This is a genomic window from Leifsonia poae (genome assembly GCF_020009625.1).
Classification (GTDB): Bacteria; Actinomycetota; Actinomycetes; order Actinomycetales; family Microbacteriaceae; genus Leifsonia; species Leifsonia poae_A.
Genome location: NZ_JAIHLP010000002.1, coordinates 1788142 through 1807189 on the forward strand (window position 1 = coordinate 1788142; position 19048 = coordinate 1807189).

Below are 19048 nucleotides of genomic sequence, written 5' to 3' on the forward strand. Positions count from 1 at the left end.
CACCGGTGACGACGACAGGCACAGTTCCGCCCACCTCTCTCACCCGACGGGTCGCGGCGCTCACGGGTGCCGATGGATGGCGAACGGCCGAGCTCCCCTCCGCCGGCCTTCCCTCCCTTGCCCTCTCCGACGGACCTTCCGGAGTTCGCGGCGGCGCGTTCGGCACCGAGGCATACGGCACTCTGCTGCCCAACGCGACGGCGATCGCCGCCAGCTGGGATGAACAGCTGGTGCATCGTGCCGGTCTGCTTTTGGGCAGCGAGGCCCGACGGGCGGGGATCGACTGGTTGCTCGCCCCTGTTCTCAACCTCCACCGGACACCATTCGGCGGTCGACACTTCGAGTGCTTCTCCGAAGATCCGCTCCTGACATCCGAGGTCGGCGTTGCGATCATCCGTGGCATCCAATCGGCGGGGGTGTCGGCGACAGCGAAGCACTTCGTCGGCAACGAGAGCGAGACCGGGCGGCTCGACTACGACGCCCGCATCGATGAGCGCACCTTGCGCGAACTGTATCTCGCCCCCTTCGAAGCCGCGGTGCGCCGCGGCGGCGTCGATGCCGTGATGGCCGCCTACAACAGCGTCAACGGCATCCGGGCAACCGAAAACCGTCGACTCCTCACCGACATCCTGCGGGAGGAGTGGGGCTTCGGCGGCGCTGTCGTTTCAGACTGGGGGGCCGCCCGCACCACCGTCGAAACTGCGGATGCGGGCGTCGATCTCGTGATGCCCGGTCCCGACGGCCCGTGGGGTGACGCGCTCGTCGACGCGGTCTGCGGCGGCGCGCTCCCCGAACGCGTGATCGACGACAAGATCGCCGCGCTCCGCTCCGTCGCTGAACGTCGCGCCGTGAACGTGGCGTCCTCTGCTGAGGGCACAGATGAGCTCCTCGTCACGCTGGCCGCCGACGGCATGGTGCTGCTGGAGAACGACGGCATCCTCCCGCTCGATCGTCCGACAAGGGTGGCACTGATCGGCCCCGGCGCTTCGGAGCTCACGCTGCAGGGTGGAGGGAGCGCGCGGGTGCGCCCCGTGCCGATGCCTTCGCTGGATGCCGAACTCGCAAACCTACTCGGGCCAGCAACCACGATCGTCGTGGAACCGGGAACATCGATCCGTCGCAGCCTGCCTCCCCTCGACGATGCGCGCATCTGTTCGGGACTCGCTGTGACCTTCGAACGCGAAAACGGCACCGTCGCCGGGTTCAGGACACTCCAGCACGCTGACATCGTGTTCGATGACGCCGTCCCCGAGGGCACCGCACTCGTGCGCGTCGTGACACGACTCCGTCTGGCCGAGCCCGGCAGTCACCAACTCGGCATCCGCGGGAATGGCGAGTTCGCGATACGAATCGCGGGCGCCACACCCGAGCGGTTCACCCTCCCCGTGCCCGACCGCGATCCGCTCTCGCCTCTCGTGGAGCCGTCCGAGCATCGCGTCACCGTCACCGGAGGCGCGGATATCGACGTCGAGATCTCGCTTGTCTGGGATGCGGCCGCCGAATGGCATCTCGTCGACCTCGGCCATGCCGCCCCCGCGCTCGAGGACGACGAACTGTTCGAGCGCGCGGTGCGCGCCGCCGCACACGCGGACGTAGCGATCGTCGTGGTCGGCACGACTGCCGAGTACGAGTCTGAGGGGTTCGACCGCGACTCGTTGAGCCTCCCCGGGCGGCAAGACGACCTGGTGAGAGCTGTCAGCGCAGTCTGCACTCGCACCGTCATCGTCGTGAATGCGGGGAGTCCCGTCCTCCTGCCCTGGTCTGATGAGGTCGCTGCTGTGCTCTGGGCCTGGTTCCCTGGGCAGTGCGGCGCGCGAGCGATCGCTGAGTGCCTCGTCGGCTCCCGCGAACCCGGCGGCCGGCTCACCACCGCGATCCCCCGCGAGATCGAGGCGCTGCCCTCGGTGCGACCGGTGGCCGGTGTCATTCCCTATGCAGAAGGGGCGCGTTTCGGCAGCCGGGGCCCGATCCCGGTGCACTACCCCCTGGGGTACGGGCTCGGCTACACCACATGGCACACGGTCTCCGCCGCGGCCCGGCGCGACAGCGCAGGCGCCGTGGCCGAGGTGACCGTGCGGAACACCGGTGACCGGATGGGCAAACATGTCGTTCAGTTGTTCCTCGACGTGCCCGATGAGGCACCGCGCCTCGCCGGATTCGCGACCTGTGTCGTCTCCCCGCGCACCGAAGTCGACGTAACCGTCGTCGTGCGCCCCGAAGCGCTCCGACGGTGGCACAACGATGAGTGGCGACCCCTCTCCGGCCCGTTGCGCCTGCTTGTCGCTGGCGCCGGCGGTCCGCCCCTTCTTATCGACATCGCTCCGGCCGACACCGCAACACGAGACTCATCCTCACCCGAACCATCCGCATAACCCCCTCGAAAGGAAACCGCCATGGTGATCAACGACGACGCCGCTGCGCCCGCAACCCAGACCGCACCACCCGTTCCCCTCGTGCCAGACGCACGTCCCGCTGTCGGTGGTCTCGCCGTCACGCTCCCGATCGTGATGCTGACACTCTTCGTGGTGTGGACCGCCGTGCCGAGCATCCTCATGCCGGTGCAGGTGCAGGCTCTCACCGGCAGCACCGATGTCGGCGCTCTCGCCCTGGCGAGTGTGCTCGGAACGATTGCCGCAGCTGTCGCCAACCCCGTCTTCGGACGGCTTTCCGATCGCACCCGCTCGCGCTTCGGCCGCCGCAGCCCGTGGATCGTCGGCGGCGCGCTCGCTGGCGGGGCGATGCTGTTGCTGCAGGCTTCGGCGCCGTCCGTCGTGCTCCTCGGGCTGTGCTGGGCCGGCACGACACTCACGCTGAACGCGTTCCAAGCCGCATACGTCGCCATCGTCCCCGACCGCGTCCCCGTGCGCCGGATCGGCCTGGTGTCTTCGCTGGTCGGAGCGGGAATGAACGCCGGGGTGCTCCTCGGGTCGCTGATGTTCGTCTTCTTCCCCGAGCTCGCTGGACCGGCAGGCTACACAATCCTCGCCGCCCTCGTCGTCGTGGTCGCGGTCGCGTTCGTCATCATCAGCCCGGACACGGACTCGCGCGCGCTTCCGCGGGAACCGTTCCGCCTTCGCGGCTTGCTGTCCACGTTCTGGGTGAGCCCGCGGCAGTTCCCCGACTTCGCCTGGGTGTTCCTCGCCCGGGTGCTACTCATGTTGGGCTACTTCCTTCTCTTCGCGTTCCTCATGTTCGCTCTGCAGGACTACATCGGCCTGCCCGCCGACCAAGCGATCGGGCAGGGTGCGCTCCTGTTCAGCGTCAATGGCGCGGCCTCCATCGTGGGCTCCCTCATCGCCGCTCCGTTTGCGGACCGCGGCGGTCGACTGAAGACCTTCGTGCTCATTGCCGGGCTCGGACTCGCGGTGTCGCTCGTCGTGCCGCTCCTTCAGCCGACCATGACCGCGATGTACATCTTCGCCGTGATCAATGGGCTTGCCTTCGGCGTCTACATGGCCGTCGACACCGCCCTCGTCAACCGTGTGCTTCCCGTCCGTGCCGACGCGGGCAAAGATCTCGGGCTGATGAACATGTCGATGGTCATCCCTCAGGTTCTCTCCGCTTCGCTCGGAGCCCTCATCGTCACGCTGGTCGGCTACTCCGGACTCTTCGCGGTCGCCGCGGCGATCGCGCTCGCCGGCGCGCTCGCCATCGTGCCGGTGCGGAAGCTCGTCTGATGCGGCACCCCACCACGGATCGGATCGTACGCACCACGGCCGGCTCCGTGCGGGGGGTGCCGTCCGCCGGCGGGTCAGCGTTCCTCGGGATTCCGTATGCGCATGATCCCGTCGGCAAGCGGCGGTTCGCTCCACCACTCGCCCACACGGGTTGGGGTGGAATCCGGGCAGCGGACGCGGTCGGACCCGCGGCACCGCAGACCGAGGATCTCGGCCGCCGCGAGATGTTCGACCTCCCCGACTACGAGACAGACGAAGCAACCTGCCTCACCGTCAATGTCTGGACTCCCGGGGTGGAGGGCCCCCGGCGCCCCGTGCTCGTCTGGATCCATGGCGGCGCCTTCTCCTGGGGTTCCGGAGGGGACCTCGTCTACGACGGCGCGCGTCTGAGCACCCGCCGTGACGTTGTCGTCGTGACGCTCAACTATCGGCTCGGCGCTCTCGGTTTCCTCCGCTTGCCGGGAGCGCCCGGTTCCGGTGCGCTCGGGCTCCTCGACCAGATCGAGGCGCTGCGCTGGGTGCGCGCGAACATCGCAGCGTTCGGTGGCGACCCCGATATGGTGACCCTGTTCGGGCAGTCTGCGGGCGCCGTGAGCATCGCAGCGCACCTCGCCGCTCCGGAATCGCGCGGCCTGTTCCAGCGCGCGATCCTCCAGAGCGGTAGCGGCGAAATGCTTCTCGACGCCGCCGAGGCCGACGAGCGCGCCACGGAGTTCGCGAGCATCCTGGGTATCGAACTCACCGACCTCGCCGCATTCCGGGCGCTTCCTGTCGCGGACATCCTCCTCGCCCAGGCCGAGTTCGACCGCAGGCTGGAAGATCGGGGCCAGCTCGCGGCCTTCCTCCCTGTCGTCGACGGCTCAGTCCTCGACGAGCAGCCTCTGGATGCGATCAGGGCCGGTCGTTCCGCCGACGTGCCGCTCATCCTCGGCGCCGCCAGAGAGGAGGGACGACTGTTCACCGAACTGATCGACGGACCGGAGTTCGAGCCCACGGACGCTCTCGCTGTTCTCCGGGGAGCCTATGCCGACCCCGATGCGGCAGCTGCCGGCTACGCCGCCCAGGAACGATGGACCGATCCACGCAGCATCATGGCCGCCGTGCTCGGCGACGAATTGTTCCGCGCTCCCACCGACCGCCTCGCGCACGCGGCGGCAGCCAGGAGCGCGGTCTGGCGGTATGAGTTCGCCTACCGTTCCGGGGCGGAGGGCAAAGAGCTGGGAGCCTGTCACTCCCTTGAGCTGCCCTTCGTCTTCGACCTGCTCGACACCCCCGCCGCGCGTCGCTTTGCAGGCAACGACGCACCACAGGCCCTCGCCGAGTGGATGGGCGCCGCGTGGGGCGCCTTCGCGTCCGGGCGCGACCCGGGATGGCCGCGATACGACGACGAGGACCGATTAACCCTCATCCTCGACGACCAGATCTTCGTGATCTCCGACCCTCTGGCCGAACGGCGGAGCCTCTGGACCCGGGCGGGATTCGGGCTCACGCAACCGTCGTGAGGCATCTCCCAAGCGCGAAGACGCCAGCGACGACAACGCCGTTCACCGCAAGAGCCAGAAACAGCGGTTGGAGGGGTTCCTTGCTCGTCGGCCCCTACTCCTCTCCAGCGGCGGTGAGCGCCGTGGTCGCTTCGACACCGGCGTCACTCACACGGCGGAGGAATGCGGTGATTGCGTCGAGCTGCGTGTCGTCGTAGTCGGAGCAGAGCTCGTCGACGAGCGCGTTCATCCCCGCGTACAGACCGAGGACCTCGCTGTTGCGGTCGGGGAGAACCCGGATGAGCACCGCACGTCGATCGACGGTGTCCCGATCGCGAACGATCCAACCGTCGCGTTCGAGCCTGTCGAGGATCCCGGTCATCGTCGCGGGACGGGCCCCCGAGAGCTTTGCGAGAGCGGTCGGACTGAGCGGCCCGTGGATCGAGATGAGGTCGAGGCAATCGAAGTCCGTATCCCTCACCTGAACCCGCGCACCGATTCGGTGATTGAGAACCGACAGTTGCACACGGACGTCCCGGAGCGCGTCGCGGACAGCGTCGGCACGCCTGCTCTGCTCCCCCGAGGGTGACCATTCGGTTTTCATATGCTACCGTTTCCGTATTATACGAGTTCTAGAACCAGCATAGCGGAAGGAGACTGCGATGAAGATCGTCGTGTTCGGAGCGAACGGCCCCACCGGCAGGTTGATCACGAGAAGAGCGCTCGAGGCCGGGCACTCGGTGACCGCGGTGACCCGCCGCCCTGAAGAGTTCCCCCTGCGCAACGACACACTGCGCGTCGTCGGCGCGGACGTGCATGACCCGGCCTCCGTCGATGAGGCGGTTCTGGGTCAGGATGCGGTTCTCTCCAGTCTCGGAGTGCCGTACGGCAAGCAGCCGGTGACCGTCTACTCCGAGGGTGTGCGAAACATCATGGCGTCGATGACGGAGCATGACGTCCGGCGTCTCGTCTGTGTGAGCGCGAGTCTCGCTGATCCCGGCGCCGGGCCGCACGGCGGATTCTTCGTCGACAAGGTGGCGGGCCCGATCGTCTCCTACTTCGGCCGCACCGTCTACGCCGACATGGTGCGGATGGAGGCTCTGGTCCGCGCCAGTGACCTCGATTGGACCATCATGCGCCCCAACGGCTTGTTCGAGACCTCGTCGGTCACCGACTACCGAATGGCCGAGGGCTACCTCAACGCGTCATTCACCTCCCGCGCCGACCTGGCCGACGCGATGCTTCGCCAGCTGTCGTCGGACGAGTATCTGCGGAAGATCTGTGCAGTGGCCACCGTCGCGGAGAAGCCGCGCATCCTCCAGCTCCTCCTCCGTGAGGGTGGCGGGAAGAAGGCGGCAGCATGATTCGCCCAGTCCTCCGCTTCCTCAGCGACGGGTTCACCGGGCTGTTCGCCGGCTTCCTCGTGGGCGTCCTCGTGTTCGAGCTGTCGCTGCGTCGCTTCGACGGCAGCGTCTACGCCCAGACCCAGCAGGTGACCCTGATCGCACTGCCTGTCCTCGCCTCCGCGCTCCTGATCCCGGCGATCATCACCACCGGCGCCCTCGTCGCGCTGCAGCTCCGTGTCAAGGACCTGCGTTTCTGGCTGACGCTCGGTGCGCTCGTGCTGCTGCTCGTCGCCCTCGTCGTCACCCTTGTCGTCAACGTGCCCATCAACCTCGCGGAGGGCGGCTGGAGTGTCTCATCGCCACCGCACGACTGGGCGGCGACGCGGGACCGCTGGCAAATCGGACACGCCGTCCGCACCGTGGCAGCCGTTCTGGCGTTCGGTCTGCTCGGGGTCGTCGCCCAGCTTCCACGTCCGGCTGCCGCAAGCACCCGGCGATGAGCGGGGCGAGCTCCCCGGTCGACGTGATCGTCGTCGGGGCTGGGCCGAGCGGACTCGTTGCGGCGCTGCGCCTGATGGATCTCGGGCTCACCGTCCTGATCGTCGACGCCGCAACAGCACCGGCGCAGGAATCCCGTGCCGCACTGATGCACGCAGCGACCATCGAGATCCTGGCCGAGATGGGCATGATCGAGGAGCTCCTCGAGCGCGGGGTGCGCACAAGGGCGGTCACGCTCGCCGACGGCGGACGACGACTGGCCAGGGTTCCGTTCGACGAACTCGACAGTCCATACCCTTTCGCGCTCGGAATCCCGCAGAACGAGACGGAAGCGATACTCAGCTCGCGGCTGGAACAGCGCGGACAGCGGGTCATACGCGGCGTGCACGTCCACACCATCGGCCTGATCGGCGAGGCGTACCGGGTCAAAGGCACGCGCGTCCACAGCGACGAGCCGTGGGAGGCGAGCGCCGCATACGTGGTCGGCGCCGACGGCAAGAACAGCACCGTCCGCGAGCACGCCGGCATCCCGTATGACGGCGCCTCCTACGACGAAGACTTCATCCTCGCGGATGTCGAACTCGCCCCGTCCCCGATGCCGGCGGACGAAGCGCGCATCACCCTCTCCCCACACGGGGTGACAGTGATCGGGCTCCTGCCATCGGGTCGACACCGGATAGTCGCGACAGCACCCCGAGGGCGGGAGACTCCCCGCGAACCCGACCGGGCATACCTCGACGACCTCCTCCGCACCCGCGGTATCACCACGAACACCCGGGACGCACCCGCGTGGTCCGCACGGTTCAGGATCAGCCATCAGATCGCCCGACGATTCCGCGCGGGCAACATCCTGCTCTGCGGCGACGCCGCCCATGTTCACAGCCCCGCAGCCGGTCAGGGCATGAACACCGGCATCGCCGACGCCTTCGAGCTCGCACGCAGGATCGCCGAGGCGCGGGCAGGCGACACGGACGCGCTCGACGAATATGAACGAGTGCGGACCCACGCCGCCGAAGCCGTCGTCGCACTCACCGACCGCATCACCAGGATCGCACTCGTTCGGACACGCCCCGCCCGCCTGTTCCGCAACACCGCGATCCGCCTGCTCACCCGGCAACCCGGCATCCGCCGCGCTCTTGTCCGATCGATCTCAGGCATCGACCGCAGCCCGCTCCCGCGCCCTATCCCGCCGATGAAGGACGTTCGATGAACCGCATCCCACTTCCTGCCGACCTCTCCCCGGTGGAACGCTCCGCCCTGCTGCCTGCGCTCGCGCGCGCACGCGACGCCAGCGAGCCGGCTCCGATCCTGGGCGACCAATGGTCCCGAACGGTCGTGGACCGGTTGGCCGTGGAGTGGGAGGGCCTCGGGTTACCCCACAAGGAGAGCTCCACAGTCGCGACGCGTGGCCGAATCATCGACGATGCGTGCCGCGCCTTCCTGGAAGCGCACACCGACGGCGTCGTCCTCGACCTCGGTTCGGGGCTCGACGATCGGGCGCAACGGGTGAACCCCACGGCCGGATCCATGTGGTTCGACCTCGACCTTCCGAGCATCCTGGCCGTGCGTCGACGTCTGCCAGAGCGGCCGGAGGTGGCAGCCGAATATCGCGAGCTCGAATCGGATGCGGTTTCCTCCGAATGGCTCTCCGCCATCCCCCGGGACCGGCCGCTCGCGATTGTGGCGGACGGCTTCTTCCCATTCCTCCCACCGGCGGCGTCCCGACAACTGGTCCACCGACTGGTCGACAGGTCTCCGAGCGGCCAATTGATCATGAACGGCTACACGACTCTCGCCCGATCGCTGATGCCCCGGGTCAAGGCCATCCGCGACCTCGGCATCGACACCGCCTGTGGAACGGCATTCGACGATCCGCATGAACCCGAGAACTGGCACCCGCGCATCAGGCTGGTGGAGCGGACAATGCTCAGCCGCTCCGCGTACGTCGACAAGATGCCCAGGTCGGTACGCACAGGCATCCGTGTGATGAGCGTGTTTCCGCGACTTGCAGATCGCAGCGACATGGGCGTTCTGCGGTTCACGTTCTGACCAACTCACCGAGCGAGACGGGAACGCCGTGAGGTTTGCAGTCGCCGCGAGACAAGAACCGGCTCGACCCGCCTCGCGCCCACCGCTGCCAGAGTTCCTCCCCTCCATACGCTCCTGGCACCCATCGGAAGGGGATGGTTTCATCGACCGAAACGGTCTCGATGACCTGCCGTCACGGTATGAGGCGCCGCCACGACCGTGTCAAACCATCGCTCAGTCCGGGGCCGAACGATCACTGGAGTCGGGCCCGAGTGATCCCATCCCCGACATCCGCCGACTTCTCGTCGGTCCCCTTGATCACCCAGTACACGACCACCAGCGCGAGCACACCGACCACGGGTGCCAGGAAACTGGCGTAGGGCACGCCGAGTGGGGCATGGCCGACCGCGAACACCGAGACATCCCATAAGCCGTGCAAGAGCATCGCCCAGATCAATGACCCGGTCACCCGCCGCACGATGTAGAACGCGGTTCCGGAGGCGAACGCGACCGCGACCTGCACGAGCGTGCCGCCGAGCGGCGCGCCCAAAGCAGCGTTGATGAGATGCATCGCACCGAACAGGACGCTGGAGAGGAACCACGCCCATCCTTCGTGGAGACGAGATCGGAATGCGGTGAGCACGAGACCGCGGGCCATGATCTCCTCGTTGAAGCCGACCAGGATGCCGAGCGAGACGAGCGCGAGGACAAAGGATGCGTCGAACTTCGACCAATCGGTGCTGAAGATGTTCACCAGAGCCACGATGGCCAAGACGATCGGCACGAAGATGGGCCATTTGTGGTGCGAGCGCTTTCGCTCGAACAGCGCCGGGCGCCACCAGCCCAGCAGCGACGTGGTGATCACCAGCAGGACGGCGCCGACTGCCAGGTCGACCACCGCCCCCTTCCAGGTCTCCTCTGCCGTTGCGCCGATCCTCGTGTACGGGACGCCCATCAGCTTGGTGACCAGAAAGATCACGACGACATAGCCGATCCAGATCGCGAAACCGATCCAGAGACGAGGGCGTACGCGCATAGATGTGGCCTTTCCGAAGGGTTGGTGAGGTCAGCCGAAGAAGAAGAAGTTGGTGCGTCGCTGCTTACGGTCCCCGCAGAATACCGCATGCCGTGGTGACCCAAGTCCTCTTCGATGGTGACCTGTACGCGGTTGCAGTCGCTCCGGATGCGGCTCGTGCGAATTCAGATGTAGTCAACATGTCGTCAAACGACTATGAGCCGCCAAGCGAAACGCCCCGGATCCCAGTGTTTTCAAGGGATTCCGGGGCGTTCAATTGGCGGTACCGGTGGGATTTGAACCCATTTACCACCACTGAGCACCTCGGCGATCTGAGCCCTGAGCCCCGTAAAAATGCGGATCTATCGACCGACAGCTCACGCTTGCTCACACCTCACAACAGGTGTTCCTGCACCAAATTGCACCACGCCGCTGCAGTCAGAGATGCTCGGCGCGCTGGCGACTCAGAGCATCAGTCACGTTGTCCAAGTCGTCCGGGAAGAGGGCCGCATATGTGTCGAGGGTGACCTTCGCCGACTTGTGGCCGAGCATACGCTGAACCACTTTGACGTTCGCGCCCGCGCTGATCGCGAGCGAGGCAGCCGTGTGTCTCAAGTCATGGGGTGTGACCCGGCGAAAATCGGGATCGACCTTCATGCAACGCCTCACAGCGCCGGCGAACCACCCTTCGTAGGCGTGCCCACCTCTCAGGAAGGTACCGTCCTCGGCGGGCCATAGTCGGTCGTCCGGGGCCTTGCCTTCGCAGGCGGCGGCGACTTCCGCATCTAGGAAATCCGGGTAGGCGATGGTCCGCCGCTCATGCGTCTTCACGCCACCCAGGATCTGCCGATAATTGACCTCGGCAACAGCCTCACGGATGTTCACTCGCCGCCGAGCAAGATCGACATTTCGCACGCGAAGCGCCGTCGCCTCACCCCACCTCAGCCCGGTGTACGCAAGGAACCGCACGATCGTCGGGTGGATCGACGTGGAAGCCAGTGCCTCTACCTGCGAGTGAGTCAGGAAGACTTCGTCAGGGATGGGCTTCTTCTTGATCGTGATGCCCCGCGACGGGTTCTTCGTCACACGGTTGTCCTCGATCGCATCGTCAAAGATGCCGGCGAGCAAGTCACGTGCGCGCCCTACCGTGGTGTGCGAGCGTCGCTCGCCAAGCTCTGTCAGCCAAATCTGGACATCGCGTTTGGTGATTGCGCCGACCGGGTAGTCTCCCCACCGCGGCAAGACGTGCACGCGCCATGCACTCTCCACCGAGTGAAAGCTGCTCTCGGTTACCTTCGCCCTATGGCGGTCAACCCACTCCGCACCAAGCTGAGCGATGGTTGCTCGAGCGTCGGCCCGATCGACATACGCACCTCGAAGTTTTGAGACCTCGACAGTGGCGAGGTGTGCCTCTGCGTCACGCTTCAACTTGAAGCCTCGGTCATGTCCGCGAGTGCCGTCAGGCTTCGTATACCAAACCTCGTACAGCCGCCCCTTAGTTTTCGTGCTGTACGGCTTGACTGTGCCCACGTAGCTCCCCTTGGGTATCGATTCTGGTGATCAGTTGTGAGCTTACGGGTTGTTCTGTGTATAGTTGCCGCACGCCTGAATGATGTAAAAGGGCCAGGGTCAACAACGACCCGAACGTGTGGATACGCCAAGCAACCGCTAACGGGTTCGGCTAAGTAGGTCCCTCGAAGGTAATCACTTCGAGGAATCCCTATGTCAACATCCACCAATACCAGCACCGCTGTACTCGACTCGCTCCTCAGCTCGGCCACTCTGGCGAAGCGGCTGTACACCACCGAGCGCAACCTGAGCGAATGGCGCATCACCGGCCGCGGCCCCAAGTTCATTCGCGTAGGCCGCACGCCGCTCTATCGACCTGAAGCCGTCGACGAATGGCTGCTGAGCCAGGAGCACGCGAGCACCTCCGAGGAGGTGCGCTGATGGGTCGCGTAGCCGTCACGGACGTCGCTGTGGAAACTGTGGATTCCACTCTCTCCGATCCTCTGACCACCACGAATTCGAGCGGATTCCAGGCGGGGGGCACTGTGCTTGTGCCCCCCGCCCAACCGACTGTGGAAACTGTGGATTTCAACGCGAATGTTGCTCTCCCGACCGATCTCGCTGCGTCCGACAACTCCGCCTCGCTCAATTCCGATCCGTACGCCCCGGGTGGTCCATGGCACTATGCCGAAAGCTTGAAGGGTCGGGTCTTCATGATCACGACTGACTGGGCGCATCCCGATTCAGGCGATGTCATCATCACTCCGGCAAAGGTCGCCGAAGTCGTCGCGCGCAAGGGCAACCTCCGCACCGCATGGATCAGCCATGACAAGGATCCCTATACGGCTGAGGATCTCGAGAAGAATCCTCGCGCTGTCGTCGGCCAACCCAAGCCATCGCACGTCCACATCGTCGAGGAGCGAAAGAATGAGACGCGGCTTGGTTCCGTAGCGCGGGCGTACGGCTTGTCCCCGAATTTCATCAAGGTGAAGAAGGGGCACGGCGTTTTCCTCGACCTGGTCGAGTACCTGACACACGAACATTCGAAGCAGACAGCGCTCGGCAAGTACCGCTACGACGATTCTGAGGTCCAGGCAAACTTCGAATTTCGCGAAGAAGTCGATGAGCACGTCGCTGGACGGTCCACCGGTACCAAGATCCGCAGCTCGAAGAAGCTCGATGCCCTCTATCTCGATGTCATGCACGGGGAGCTGACTTTGCGTCAGGTGCGCCAGGAGCACCCGCTGGAGTACGCGCGGAACCTGCGAAAGTTCCACGACCTTCGACGCGATTTCATGTTGTCGAGCCCACCGCCGAGCGTCCGAGTCAACTACTACGTGTTCGGCCAGTCAGGCGCCGGGAAGTCCACGCTCGCACGCATGTTCGCGCGGGCTCTCTACCCGCACCTTGACGCAGAGGAATGCTACTTCGACGCCGGCGATCCGAAGGTGATGGCCCAGAACTATGGGGGTCAACCGGTCATGATCCTTGACGACTACCGACCCAAAGACCTGATCTTCGGTTTCGGGAGCCGCACGTCGGTTTGGCGGGCATTTGATACGTCGCCCGGAAGGGCTGATGTGAATATCAAGAATGGGGCTGTCCGCATGGTCCAGTCCGTCAATATCGTCACCGGGGTGGTGCCGTACGAGCAGTTTCTGACCGACCTCGCTGGGAGCTACCAAGGCCCCGACGGAGTCGCTCACGAAGCGGAGGACGACCGTCAGGCATTCAGACGATTCCCCTTTGTCGCGGAGGTGACGCCCGAGACGTTCGAGTTCTACGCGAATAAGGGATTCTTTGACGGAACGGACGAGTATCGCCAATTCCAACAGCTCTTCACGATGAAGTGCAGCATGCGACGGATCGCTAAAACCCTGGACTCCATCGAGTCCGAGAAGGGAAAGGACGAGTTCCGCATTGCCCTTGGCGAAAGGGTACTCGGCGGGATGATCGCATCACACCAAGACGTCCGCCCTAAAGGCTCCATGCTCGCGGCCGACGCGATCGCAGAGCTCGACACGGTTACTGCTCTCACAGGTGACGAGATGGCGGCCGACAAAGCCAGGAGGGTTTTGGACGCGGAGGCCGCCGAGGAAGTAGCCCGACTTGAGGCCAAGAAGCTCTGGGAGGTGCGTGGCGATGGGTCGGCTATCTATCAAGGCTGACTCGACCGGGCCGGTTGCGGCCTTCCGTTTGCCCAGTGGCTGCTTCAATGCGGAGCGATTGGCAGCCGACGCTCGGTCAAGCGACCAGCGTGACCGGGTAGCAGGGCACCGTTCCCGGTGCCCTCGACACGCAACGCGCGTCGGCGCCCCGCAGGGCACCAGGAACTTTGAAGAGCGGAGCGAGATCAAAGTGTATGGGGCTACACCTTCTGCTGCCGCGAAGGAGACCATCACCCTCCGGAAGGAGCACTGGGGTGGTGGTCGGAGTCGCGGCAGCAGAAGCCCCTCGGGAGAGTCGCCGAAGGCATCGAGGGGTGCGACGACGAAGTCGGTGCACCCCTCGATGAGCGTCGAGCGTGGTGAAGCATGAGCTACACGATGACGTTCGACGTGTCCCACAAGGTGGGACTCGGAGGAGGACACTTGCAGAGCTTCTTTCGCCACATAGCGCGGGACGTGGATTCAGAAGCAGGATTCCCGTTCGCGCACGTCAACAAGAACATCGTCCCGGAACGTACGCGCTTCAATTTCACAAGAGTGAACGACGGCGCAGGCGGCTTCCGCGCACTCCAGTCGGTCGACGGTCGACCGCCATCCCATGAGTTCGATGACTACCTGCAAAGTCGCCTAGCGACGGTGAAGAGGACCCTCCGTAAGGACGCAAAGCCGATTCGCGGCGTCATTCTGCAGCTCGACCCAAAGTGGTACGACGATCACAACCCTGATTGGCGCGAGCGCGGAATGAACCCTGAAGCCATCGGCTACATGAATGCTGCGATGGCTTGGGCCTGCGAGGAACTGGGGCATCAGAACATCGTCGGCTTCTCCCTGCATCTCGACGAGTACAGCCCTCAGCTCCAGGTTCTGGTGACACCTGTCACCGAGGACGCACGGCTCTCGCAGAAGGATTTCTTCCCAGGGCCGTGGGACTTGGCACGACAGCACAAGGAATTGCGCGAACATATGGATGCCGCCGGCTACGACGTCGAGTTCGGTGTCACGGAACGCTCGAAGGAACACCTCAGCAGTAGCGAGTTCCAGGCAAAAGCCGACCGGCTACGCGATGCCGCCGATGACGTCGAGGACGAAAAGGCGACCTACGAGACCCTTCGCGTCAGTCTCAAGAACAGGGAGTCCAACCTTGACCGACGAGAGTCCGGCATCTCGGCGAGGGAGCTCGAGCTCGCGGCTACGCGCGCGGAGGCAGCTCAGGCGATCGATGCGGCGCACGAAGCAGAGCGAAGCGCGCGGAGCGCGCGGCTTGCTGCGGAGCGAGAGCGAAAGGAGGCGGAGCTCGAGCGCGATCAACTCCGGGCGACGAATGAGCGACTGCAACAGATCCCTCCGGACATCGAGCGTTGGCTCGACAAAGCGAAATTCGGAGGGAAGCCAGCTCGCGAGTACTTCGATGCAGCCGCAGAGAAGGCAAGGGCCACGCGTAGCGAGGTGAAGCTGCTCATCGATGGAGACCGAGGGCCGTTCCGAGGACCACGCCGGCGTCAGAAAGAGGAGGACCTTGACCTCAGTTGATCATTTCGGATCGGGCGGCGTCAACGACGACACTGGCCGCGTCCGGCGCCGACTCCCTGATGAATCGCGCCGGCGATACATCATTCAGGAGCGGGTTCATTCCTTTGAACCAAGATTGAATTGTGACCGGGTCCCAGAGTTGGAGAAGAATGCCCAGCGCACGAAAGGCCGTCCGCAGTCTGGTGGCGTTTTCGACGTCGGGAACGTCTCGGCCGGTTGCCCAGGCGGTCGCCGTTGCAGTTGTGCTGACTCGCCCGATGTACGCCACGAGACGGATTCCGAGTTGGTCCCGAAGCTGCGTCACGACCTGATCGATCGGAAGACTTCCGGATGCTTCGTTTGCGTGAAGCCCGCGCCAATCGTCATCATTCTTCATGGGTCCATGCTGGCTCAAAGAACGCGCCAACGGGATCCAACCGAAGCGGAACTGTTAATCATCTGGGAAGCCAGAATGACCGCGAGCCCCTGGATGCCTTACCCAATTCGTCAGGTCTGCTCGTATCCGAGCACATCGGGATACCCAGCCGCGTTCGCCGTCCGATTTGGCTCGGTGAAGCTGACTCGCATCCTCGTCGCAATGGGTCTAGCTTGCCTCTCATGCCGCCATCTAATCCCATTCCCATCAGCGCCAACGGTCGAATTGGTTCTGTAGATAGCAGCACCCATGCCTGAGTCGTCTTGGCGCGATGTCTGGCCTGAGTTCAGGCTGAAGTTGGTCGATGAGACAGCTCGGTGCCTGGCAGATCAACAACCGTGGGCGACCGGTCGGCGAGGTCGCGGTTGGGACGCCCTGTCAGTAGCGGAACAACACAATCTGACTGAGTACGTTGCTCGCGTCTTTCTCGCGCAGGATCAAGCAGCTCACAACTTGTTCGGCGTTCCCGACGATGGCGATGATTGAATGCCGCCCAATTCTTATCCAATTTGGTGGCGATCTGTCTCAGTGCCGCCCCCAGCAAGCTGGAAGTATCAGTTCGAAGAGTTCACCGGCGAAGGGTCTGCAGGCGAGTGGGCATTGGCCGCGGCGATTGTCATCGCGGACGTGCGTGCACGAACATCACACGGCCCGACATTCGGCGAACTCTTCCTCCAGCTACTACCCGATACGAATGGCCTTCCGGGGCAATTCCCGGACGGAATGGAATACATCGAGCGCCGGCGCGCGGTCAGCGGCTTTCGACTGCACACCGCGATCGAATGGCACCGTCAAGGGATGGTCAGGTGGAGCACGGGAGTTGAGCGGAGCCTTCAAGTCGGACGACGGTTCCATATGCTGTCTCATACTCACCAACGCACGGTCTTTTGCGAGCTCAGCGACGCGCTCGGACCCACGCTGGTCTCGGCTCTTTTGGGAGCAGAGAGCGTGAGGCGGCAACATAACTCGGCAAGTCACGGTGGCGTAAGACTCACGCCTGTCGAATGGAAGAGGTTGAAGTTCGCATACGCGATGTGGAATTTGTTGGAAGCCAGCGAAGGCCCTGATGTCGCGCGACGGTGGTTCGTCGGTGGCAACGCTCGACTCGGCCAATCCACACCGGTCATGGCCATCCGCAACGATCGCCACGTCCAAGTGCGATCGGCTATCGAATCGTTTATCCAGGACGCCGTCGACGAGTAAGTGGCCGACGGCGGGTCACATGGGCCAACGGCGATGTGCCTACCTTCATAATCCATCGTGGAGATCTAGGTAGGGCTTTAAAGCAGGCGTCGCTCAGCTGGGCAGTTCCGATCGATGCGCGCGTTGTAGCGCGGACTTAATGAGCCAGCCAGAAGCCCCAATCACCGGAATCACGAGTACCGCCACGGTCCAAATAACATGCTGCGCTCCCGTTAGCGACCTCGATCTTGTGAGCGAAACGAGGGCGGTAATCGTCAGCGCCGCCCAGAGGATGAGAATAGCTGGTCCGAAGAACTCGAATCCGCTTGGCAATACTGGGTCGCTGGGCATGTCTCAGATCCTTCCGCCGATCTGGGAGCCGTTCATGGAGAAGCCTCCGCGCGGATCCGGTGACGGCTGCGGCTCGTCGAAGTGCGGGTTCGCCGCACCCGGCAGGCTCTGTGGCACCACTCGGAGACGCACGGCCACGACGATCGCAAGGACCGTCACTGCGAGCAACACGACACCGGTAGCGAGAAGCGCCCAGCCGGCGGCGTTCCCCGTCGACGCCATGATCACGCCGATGGGTCCGGTGAGCCATGTCCCGAGGCCGGCCACGCATGCAAACACCACCAGCCATGCGACCCGCCGACGGCGGCGCTGGGACTGCTCGAACTCGTTCGTCAGTGCGCTCATCAGAGTTACCCCCTTGTCCAAAACATAGTGGATCTGGGTTGCGTTCGGCAGGAATTACTGGGTCGCCATGAGGAGCCTCAGACTCCTCGCTCACGAGCAGATCCGATGCCGGGACCAGGTCGTGGCTCCGGAGCCAACCCCTCGGGCACGTGTGCCTACCGCTTGCCGAACGGCAGCATCATCACGTCGGTGTCAGGGACGCGAACGAAGCCGGCACGCTCCCAATGGCGGCGGAGGCCCTCGAACTTCACGATGTCCACGACGAGCTCATCCGAGTCGTCATGCGAGATGCTCGCTGGGATCAGAGCGACGATGTCACTGCGGAAGATCCGGCCAATGCCGCGGACAAAGTCGTGGCTGACGCGAGATCCGCGGTGCTCCTCGAGTACTTCGACGAAGTCGATTATCACCAGGCTCTCGGCGAACAGTGAGTCCTCGTCGACCTCGGCGACGCGATCACGGTCCAGGAAAGCGCCGCCGGCAGCCTCCAGGCTGCCGCTCTCTGCGTCCAGCGAGTCGAGCCACTCCCCGTGGAGGTTCACGCGCGCCAGTCGGGCCGTCGCGAGCACAGTCTCGCTCCCGTCCTCGTCGTCACCGAGGTCCCAGCGTTTGAAAGTCGCGTGCCAGAGTTCAGTCTCCAGCTGACCGTAACGACTACTGAACGTCAGCTCGAGAACCTTGTCGTCACCGATGATCTCGCTCAGATCTTCCAACTGATGCCTCTTTCCCCTGCCACGCGCTGTCGATTGACGAACCACACCTATCCACGCCAGCCGCCGTTGGTGTGGCTCGGGCGAACATATCGATCATTCGTGTCCAAACTTCGCCGTCCACCGGTCGTACAGCACGGGTTTGTGAAGCATGGCCAGAGCAATCGGAAGAGTCGCCCGCGGGTCTTGCTTCCTTAGCTGAGTCAGAAGTTCACCAGCCATCGCGTATCTCCCGTGTTGCCGGGCCCACAGAAGTCCTGCCCACCCGATTGCGATGCCAAGGCCGGCAGTGACAACGGTCGCGTTGAACGCGGCCCCATTGCCACTCGTGTTGAAGACAATCGCCAGGATGAATCCGACAATGACGGCAAGCTCGAACACCGCGAAGCTGACCCATCCGATCGCCTGCCACCGCCTCCAGCGGATGGCGGTGGGTGTGCCGAAGCGGGACGCCCGATCATCGAAGGTGCCGCGCGGCGCCGGCACAAACGCTTCGCCAGTAGCCGGCTTACGACGCTTCCACCGGAGGATGAAGATGATCCCGCCGATGGCGAGAAGCCCGGCAGAGATCACGACGGCATCCCACGCACCCCACGGGTCCTCCGAGTTAGGGTCCGAGGAGACGCCGACCGAGATCCTCCAGAGCCCAAATCCGGCAACCACCACCAACGCCGAAATGACGTACGGCCGCCAGTTCGTCATGATCCCCCTCCGAATCGCTCAGCGATGCGCCACCAGGCGCGGCTCCGCAGAGCATCCTGCCGCGCTTCCACGTGACCCGGGATCCCGGGGG

Annotated in this window: 19 protein-coding genes; 11 read left to right on the top strand and 8 right to left on the bottom strand. The window is 64.5% G+C overall.

Going from position 1 to position 19048, the window contains the following annotated elements:
• Positions 1-5 precede the first annotated feature (5 nt).
• Genes K5L49_RS09160 through K5L49_RS09170 form a run of 3 tightly spaced genes read left to right on the top strand, consistent with a single transcriptional unit; the run spans position 6 to position 5179 of the window.
• The gene (locus tag K5L49_RS09160; RefSeq protein WP_223692152.1) at positions 6-2372 is read left to right on the top strand and encodes a glycoside hydrolase family 3 protein; all 2367 of its coding nucleotides are present in this window, start codon (positions 6-8) and stop codon (positions 2370-2372) included.
• 21 nt (positions 2373-2393) lie between these two features.
• On the top strand, positions 2394-3677 hold the full coding sequence (locus tag K5L49_RS09165) for an MFS transporter (RefSeq protein ID WP_223692154.1): 1284 nt from the start codon (positions 2394-2396) through the stop codon (positions 3675-3677).
• The gene (locus K5L49_RS09170) at positions 3677-5179 is read left to right on the top strand and encodes a carboxylesterase/lipase family protein (protein WP_223692156.1); all 1503 of its coding nucleotides are present in this window, start codon (positions 3677-3679) and stop codon (positions 5177-5179) included. The genes K5L49_RS09165 and K5L49_RS09170 overlap by 1 nt, the downstream gene beginning before the upstream one ends.
• A 94-nt stretch (positions 5180-5273) precedes the next feature.
• Here K5L49_RS09170 and K5L49_RS09175 read toward each other — a convergent pair whose 3' ends face one another.
• Complete coding sequence (locus K5L49_RS09175; protein WP_223692157.1) at positions 5274-5639, bottom strand: MarR family winged helix-turn-helix transcriptional regulator; 366 nt, start codon at positions 5637-5639, stop codon at positions 5274-5276.
• A gap of 181 nt (positions 5640-5820) precedes the next feature.
• On the opposite strand from K5L49_RS09175, the gene K5L49_RS09180 reads away from it, so the two are divergent.
• From K5L49_RS09180 to K5L49_RS09195, 4 genes are read left to right on the top strand one after another with little or no spacing between them, the layout of a single operon-like run.
• Positions 5821-6522, top strand: a complete 702-nt coding sequence (locus K5L49_RS09180) for an NAD(P)-dependent oxidoreductase (protein WP_223692159.1) — start codon at positions 5821-5823, stop codon at positions 6520-6522.
• On the top strand, positions 6519-7004 hold the full coding sequence (locus tag K5L49_RS09185; RefSeq protein ID WP_223692160.1) for an anthrone oxygenase family protein: 486 nt from the start codon (positions 6519-6521) through the stop codon (positions 7002-7004). The genes K5L49_RS09180 and K5L49_RS09185 overlap by 4 nt, the downstream gene beginning before the upstream one ends.
• Positions 7001-8212: an FAD-dependent oxidoreductase gene (locus K5L49_RS09190; protein ID WP_223692162.1), complete on the top strand. Its 1212-nt coding sequence runs from the start codon at positions 7001-7003 to the stop codon at positions 8210-8212. The genes K5L49_RS09185 and K5L49_RS09190 overlap by 4 nt, the downstream gene beginning before the upstream one ends.
• Positions 8209-9051, top strand: coding sequence for a class I SAM-dependent methyltransferase (locus K5L49_RS09195; RefSeq protein WP_223692164.1), 843 nt, complete (start codon positions 8209-8211; stop codon positions 9049-9051). The genes K5L49_RS09190 and K5L49_RS09195 overlap by 4 nt, the downstream gene beginning before the upstream one ends.
• Before the next feature lie 232 nt (positions 9052-9283).
• On the opposite strand, the gene K5L49_RS09200 is transcribed toward K5L49_RS09195, so the two are convergent.
• Both K5L49_RS09200 and K5L49_RS09205 read right to left on the bottom strand, forming a co-directional pair.
• A complete protein-coding gene (locus K5L49_RS09200; RefSeq protein ID WP_223692165.1) occupies positions 9284-10066 on the bottom strand; it encodes a CPBP family intramembrane glutamic endopeptidase in 783 nt (260 codons plus the stop codon).
• Between the two features lie 417 nt (positions 10067-10483).
• On the bottom strand, positions 10484-11575 hold the full coding sequence (locus K5L49_RS09205; protein ID WP_223692167.1) for a tyrosine-type recombinase/integrase: 1092 nt from the start codon (positions 11573-11575) through the stop codon (positions 10484-10486).
• A 192-nt stretch (positions 11576-11767) separates the two neighbouring features.
• Here K5L49_RS09205 and K5L49_RS09210 point away from each other — a divergent pair, with 192 nt between their 5' ends.
• From K5L49_RS09210 to K5L49_RS09220, 3 genes are all read left to right on the top strand, one after another.
• Positions 11768-11995 carry a helix-turn-helix transcriptional regulator gene (locus K5L49_RS09210; RefSeq protein WP_223692169.1) on the top strand — a complete coding sequence of 76 codons (228 nt, stop codon included), beginning with the start codon at positions 11768-11770 and terminating at the stop codon, positions 11993-11995.
• Positions 11996-12135: 140 nt separating this feature from the next.
• Positions 12136-13722: a hypothetical protein gene (locus K5L49_RS20430; protein ID WP_223692171.1), complete on the top strand. Its 1587-nt coding sequence runs from the start codon at positions 12136-12138 to the stop codon at positions 13720-13722.
• A gap of 366 nt (positions 13723-14088) precedes the next feature.
• The gene (locus K5L49_RS09220) at positions 14089-15252 is read left to right on the top strand and encodes a plasmid recombination protein (RefSeq protein WP_223692172.1); all 1164 of its coding nucleotides are present in this window, start codon (positions 14089-14091) and stop codon (positions 15250-15252) included.
• Here the strand turns inward: K5L49_RS09220 and K5L49_RS09225 are convergent.
• Positions 15245-15628 (bottom strand): hypothetical protein, encoded by a 384-nt coding sequence (locus K5L49_RS09225; protein WP_223692174.1) that lies wholly within the window; start codon positions 15626-15628, stop codon positions 15245-15247. The genes K5L49_RS09220 and K5L49_RS09225 overlap by 8 nt on opposite strands.
• A gap of 567 nt (positions 15629-16195) precedes the next feature.
• On the opposite strand from K5L49_RS09225, the gene K5L49_RS09230 reads away from it, so the two are divergent.
• Complete coding sequence (locus K5L49_RS09230) at positions 16196-16870, top strand: hypothetical protein (RefSeq protein WP_223692176.1); 675 nt, start codon at positions 16196-16198, stop codon at positions 16868-16870.
• A gap of 93 nt (positions 16871-16963) precedes the next feature.
• Here K5L49_RS09230 and K5L49_RS20655 read toward each other — a convergent pair whose 3' ends face one another.
• The 4 genes from K5L49_RS20655 to K5L49_RS09250 form a co-directional block, all read right to left on the bottom strand.
• On the bottom strand, positions 16964-17200 hold the full coding sequence (locus K5L49_RS20655) for a PLDc N-terminal domain-containing protein (protein WP_223692178.1): 237 nt from the start codon (positions 17198-17200) through the stop codon (positions 16964-16966).
• Between the two features lie 3 nt (positions 17201-17203).
• Positions 17204-17545: a hypothetical protein gene (locus K5L49_RS09240; protein WP_223692179.1), complete on the bottom strand. Its 342-nt coding sequence runs from the start codon at positions 17543-17545 to the stop codon at positions 17204-17206.
• Positions 17546-17700: 155 nt separating this feature from the next.
• Positions 17701-18258, bottom strand: coding sequence for a hypothetical protein (locus K5L49_RS09245; RefSeq protein ID WP_223692181.1), 558 nt, complete (start codon positions 18256-18258; stop codon positions 17701-17703).
• Between the two features lie 93 nt (positions 18259-18351).
• The gene (locus tag K5L49_RS09250; protein ID WP_223692182.1) at positions 18352-18957 is read right to left on the bottom strand and encodes a hypothetical protein; all 606 of its coding nucleotides are present in this window, start codon (positions 18955-18957) and stop codon (positions 18352-18354) included.
• Positions 18958-19048 lie beyond the last annotated feature (91 nt).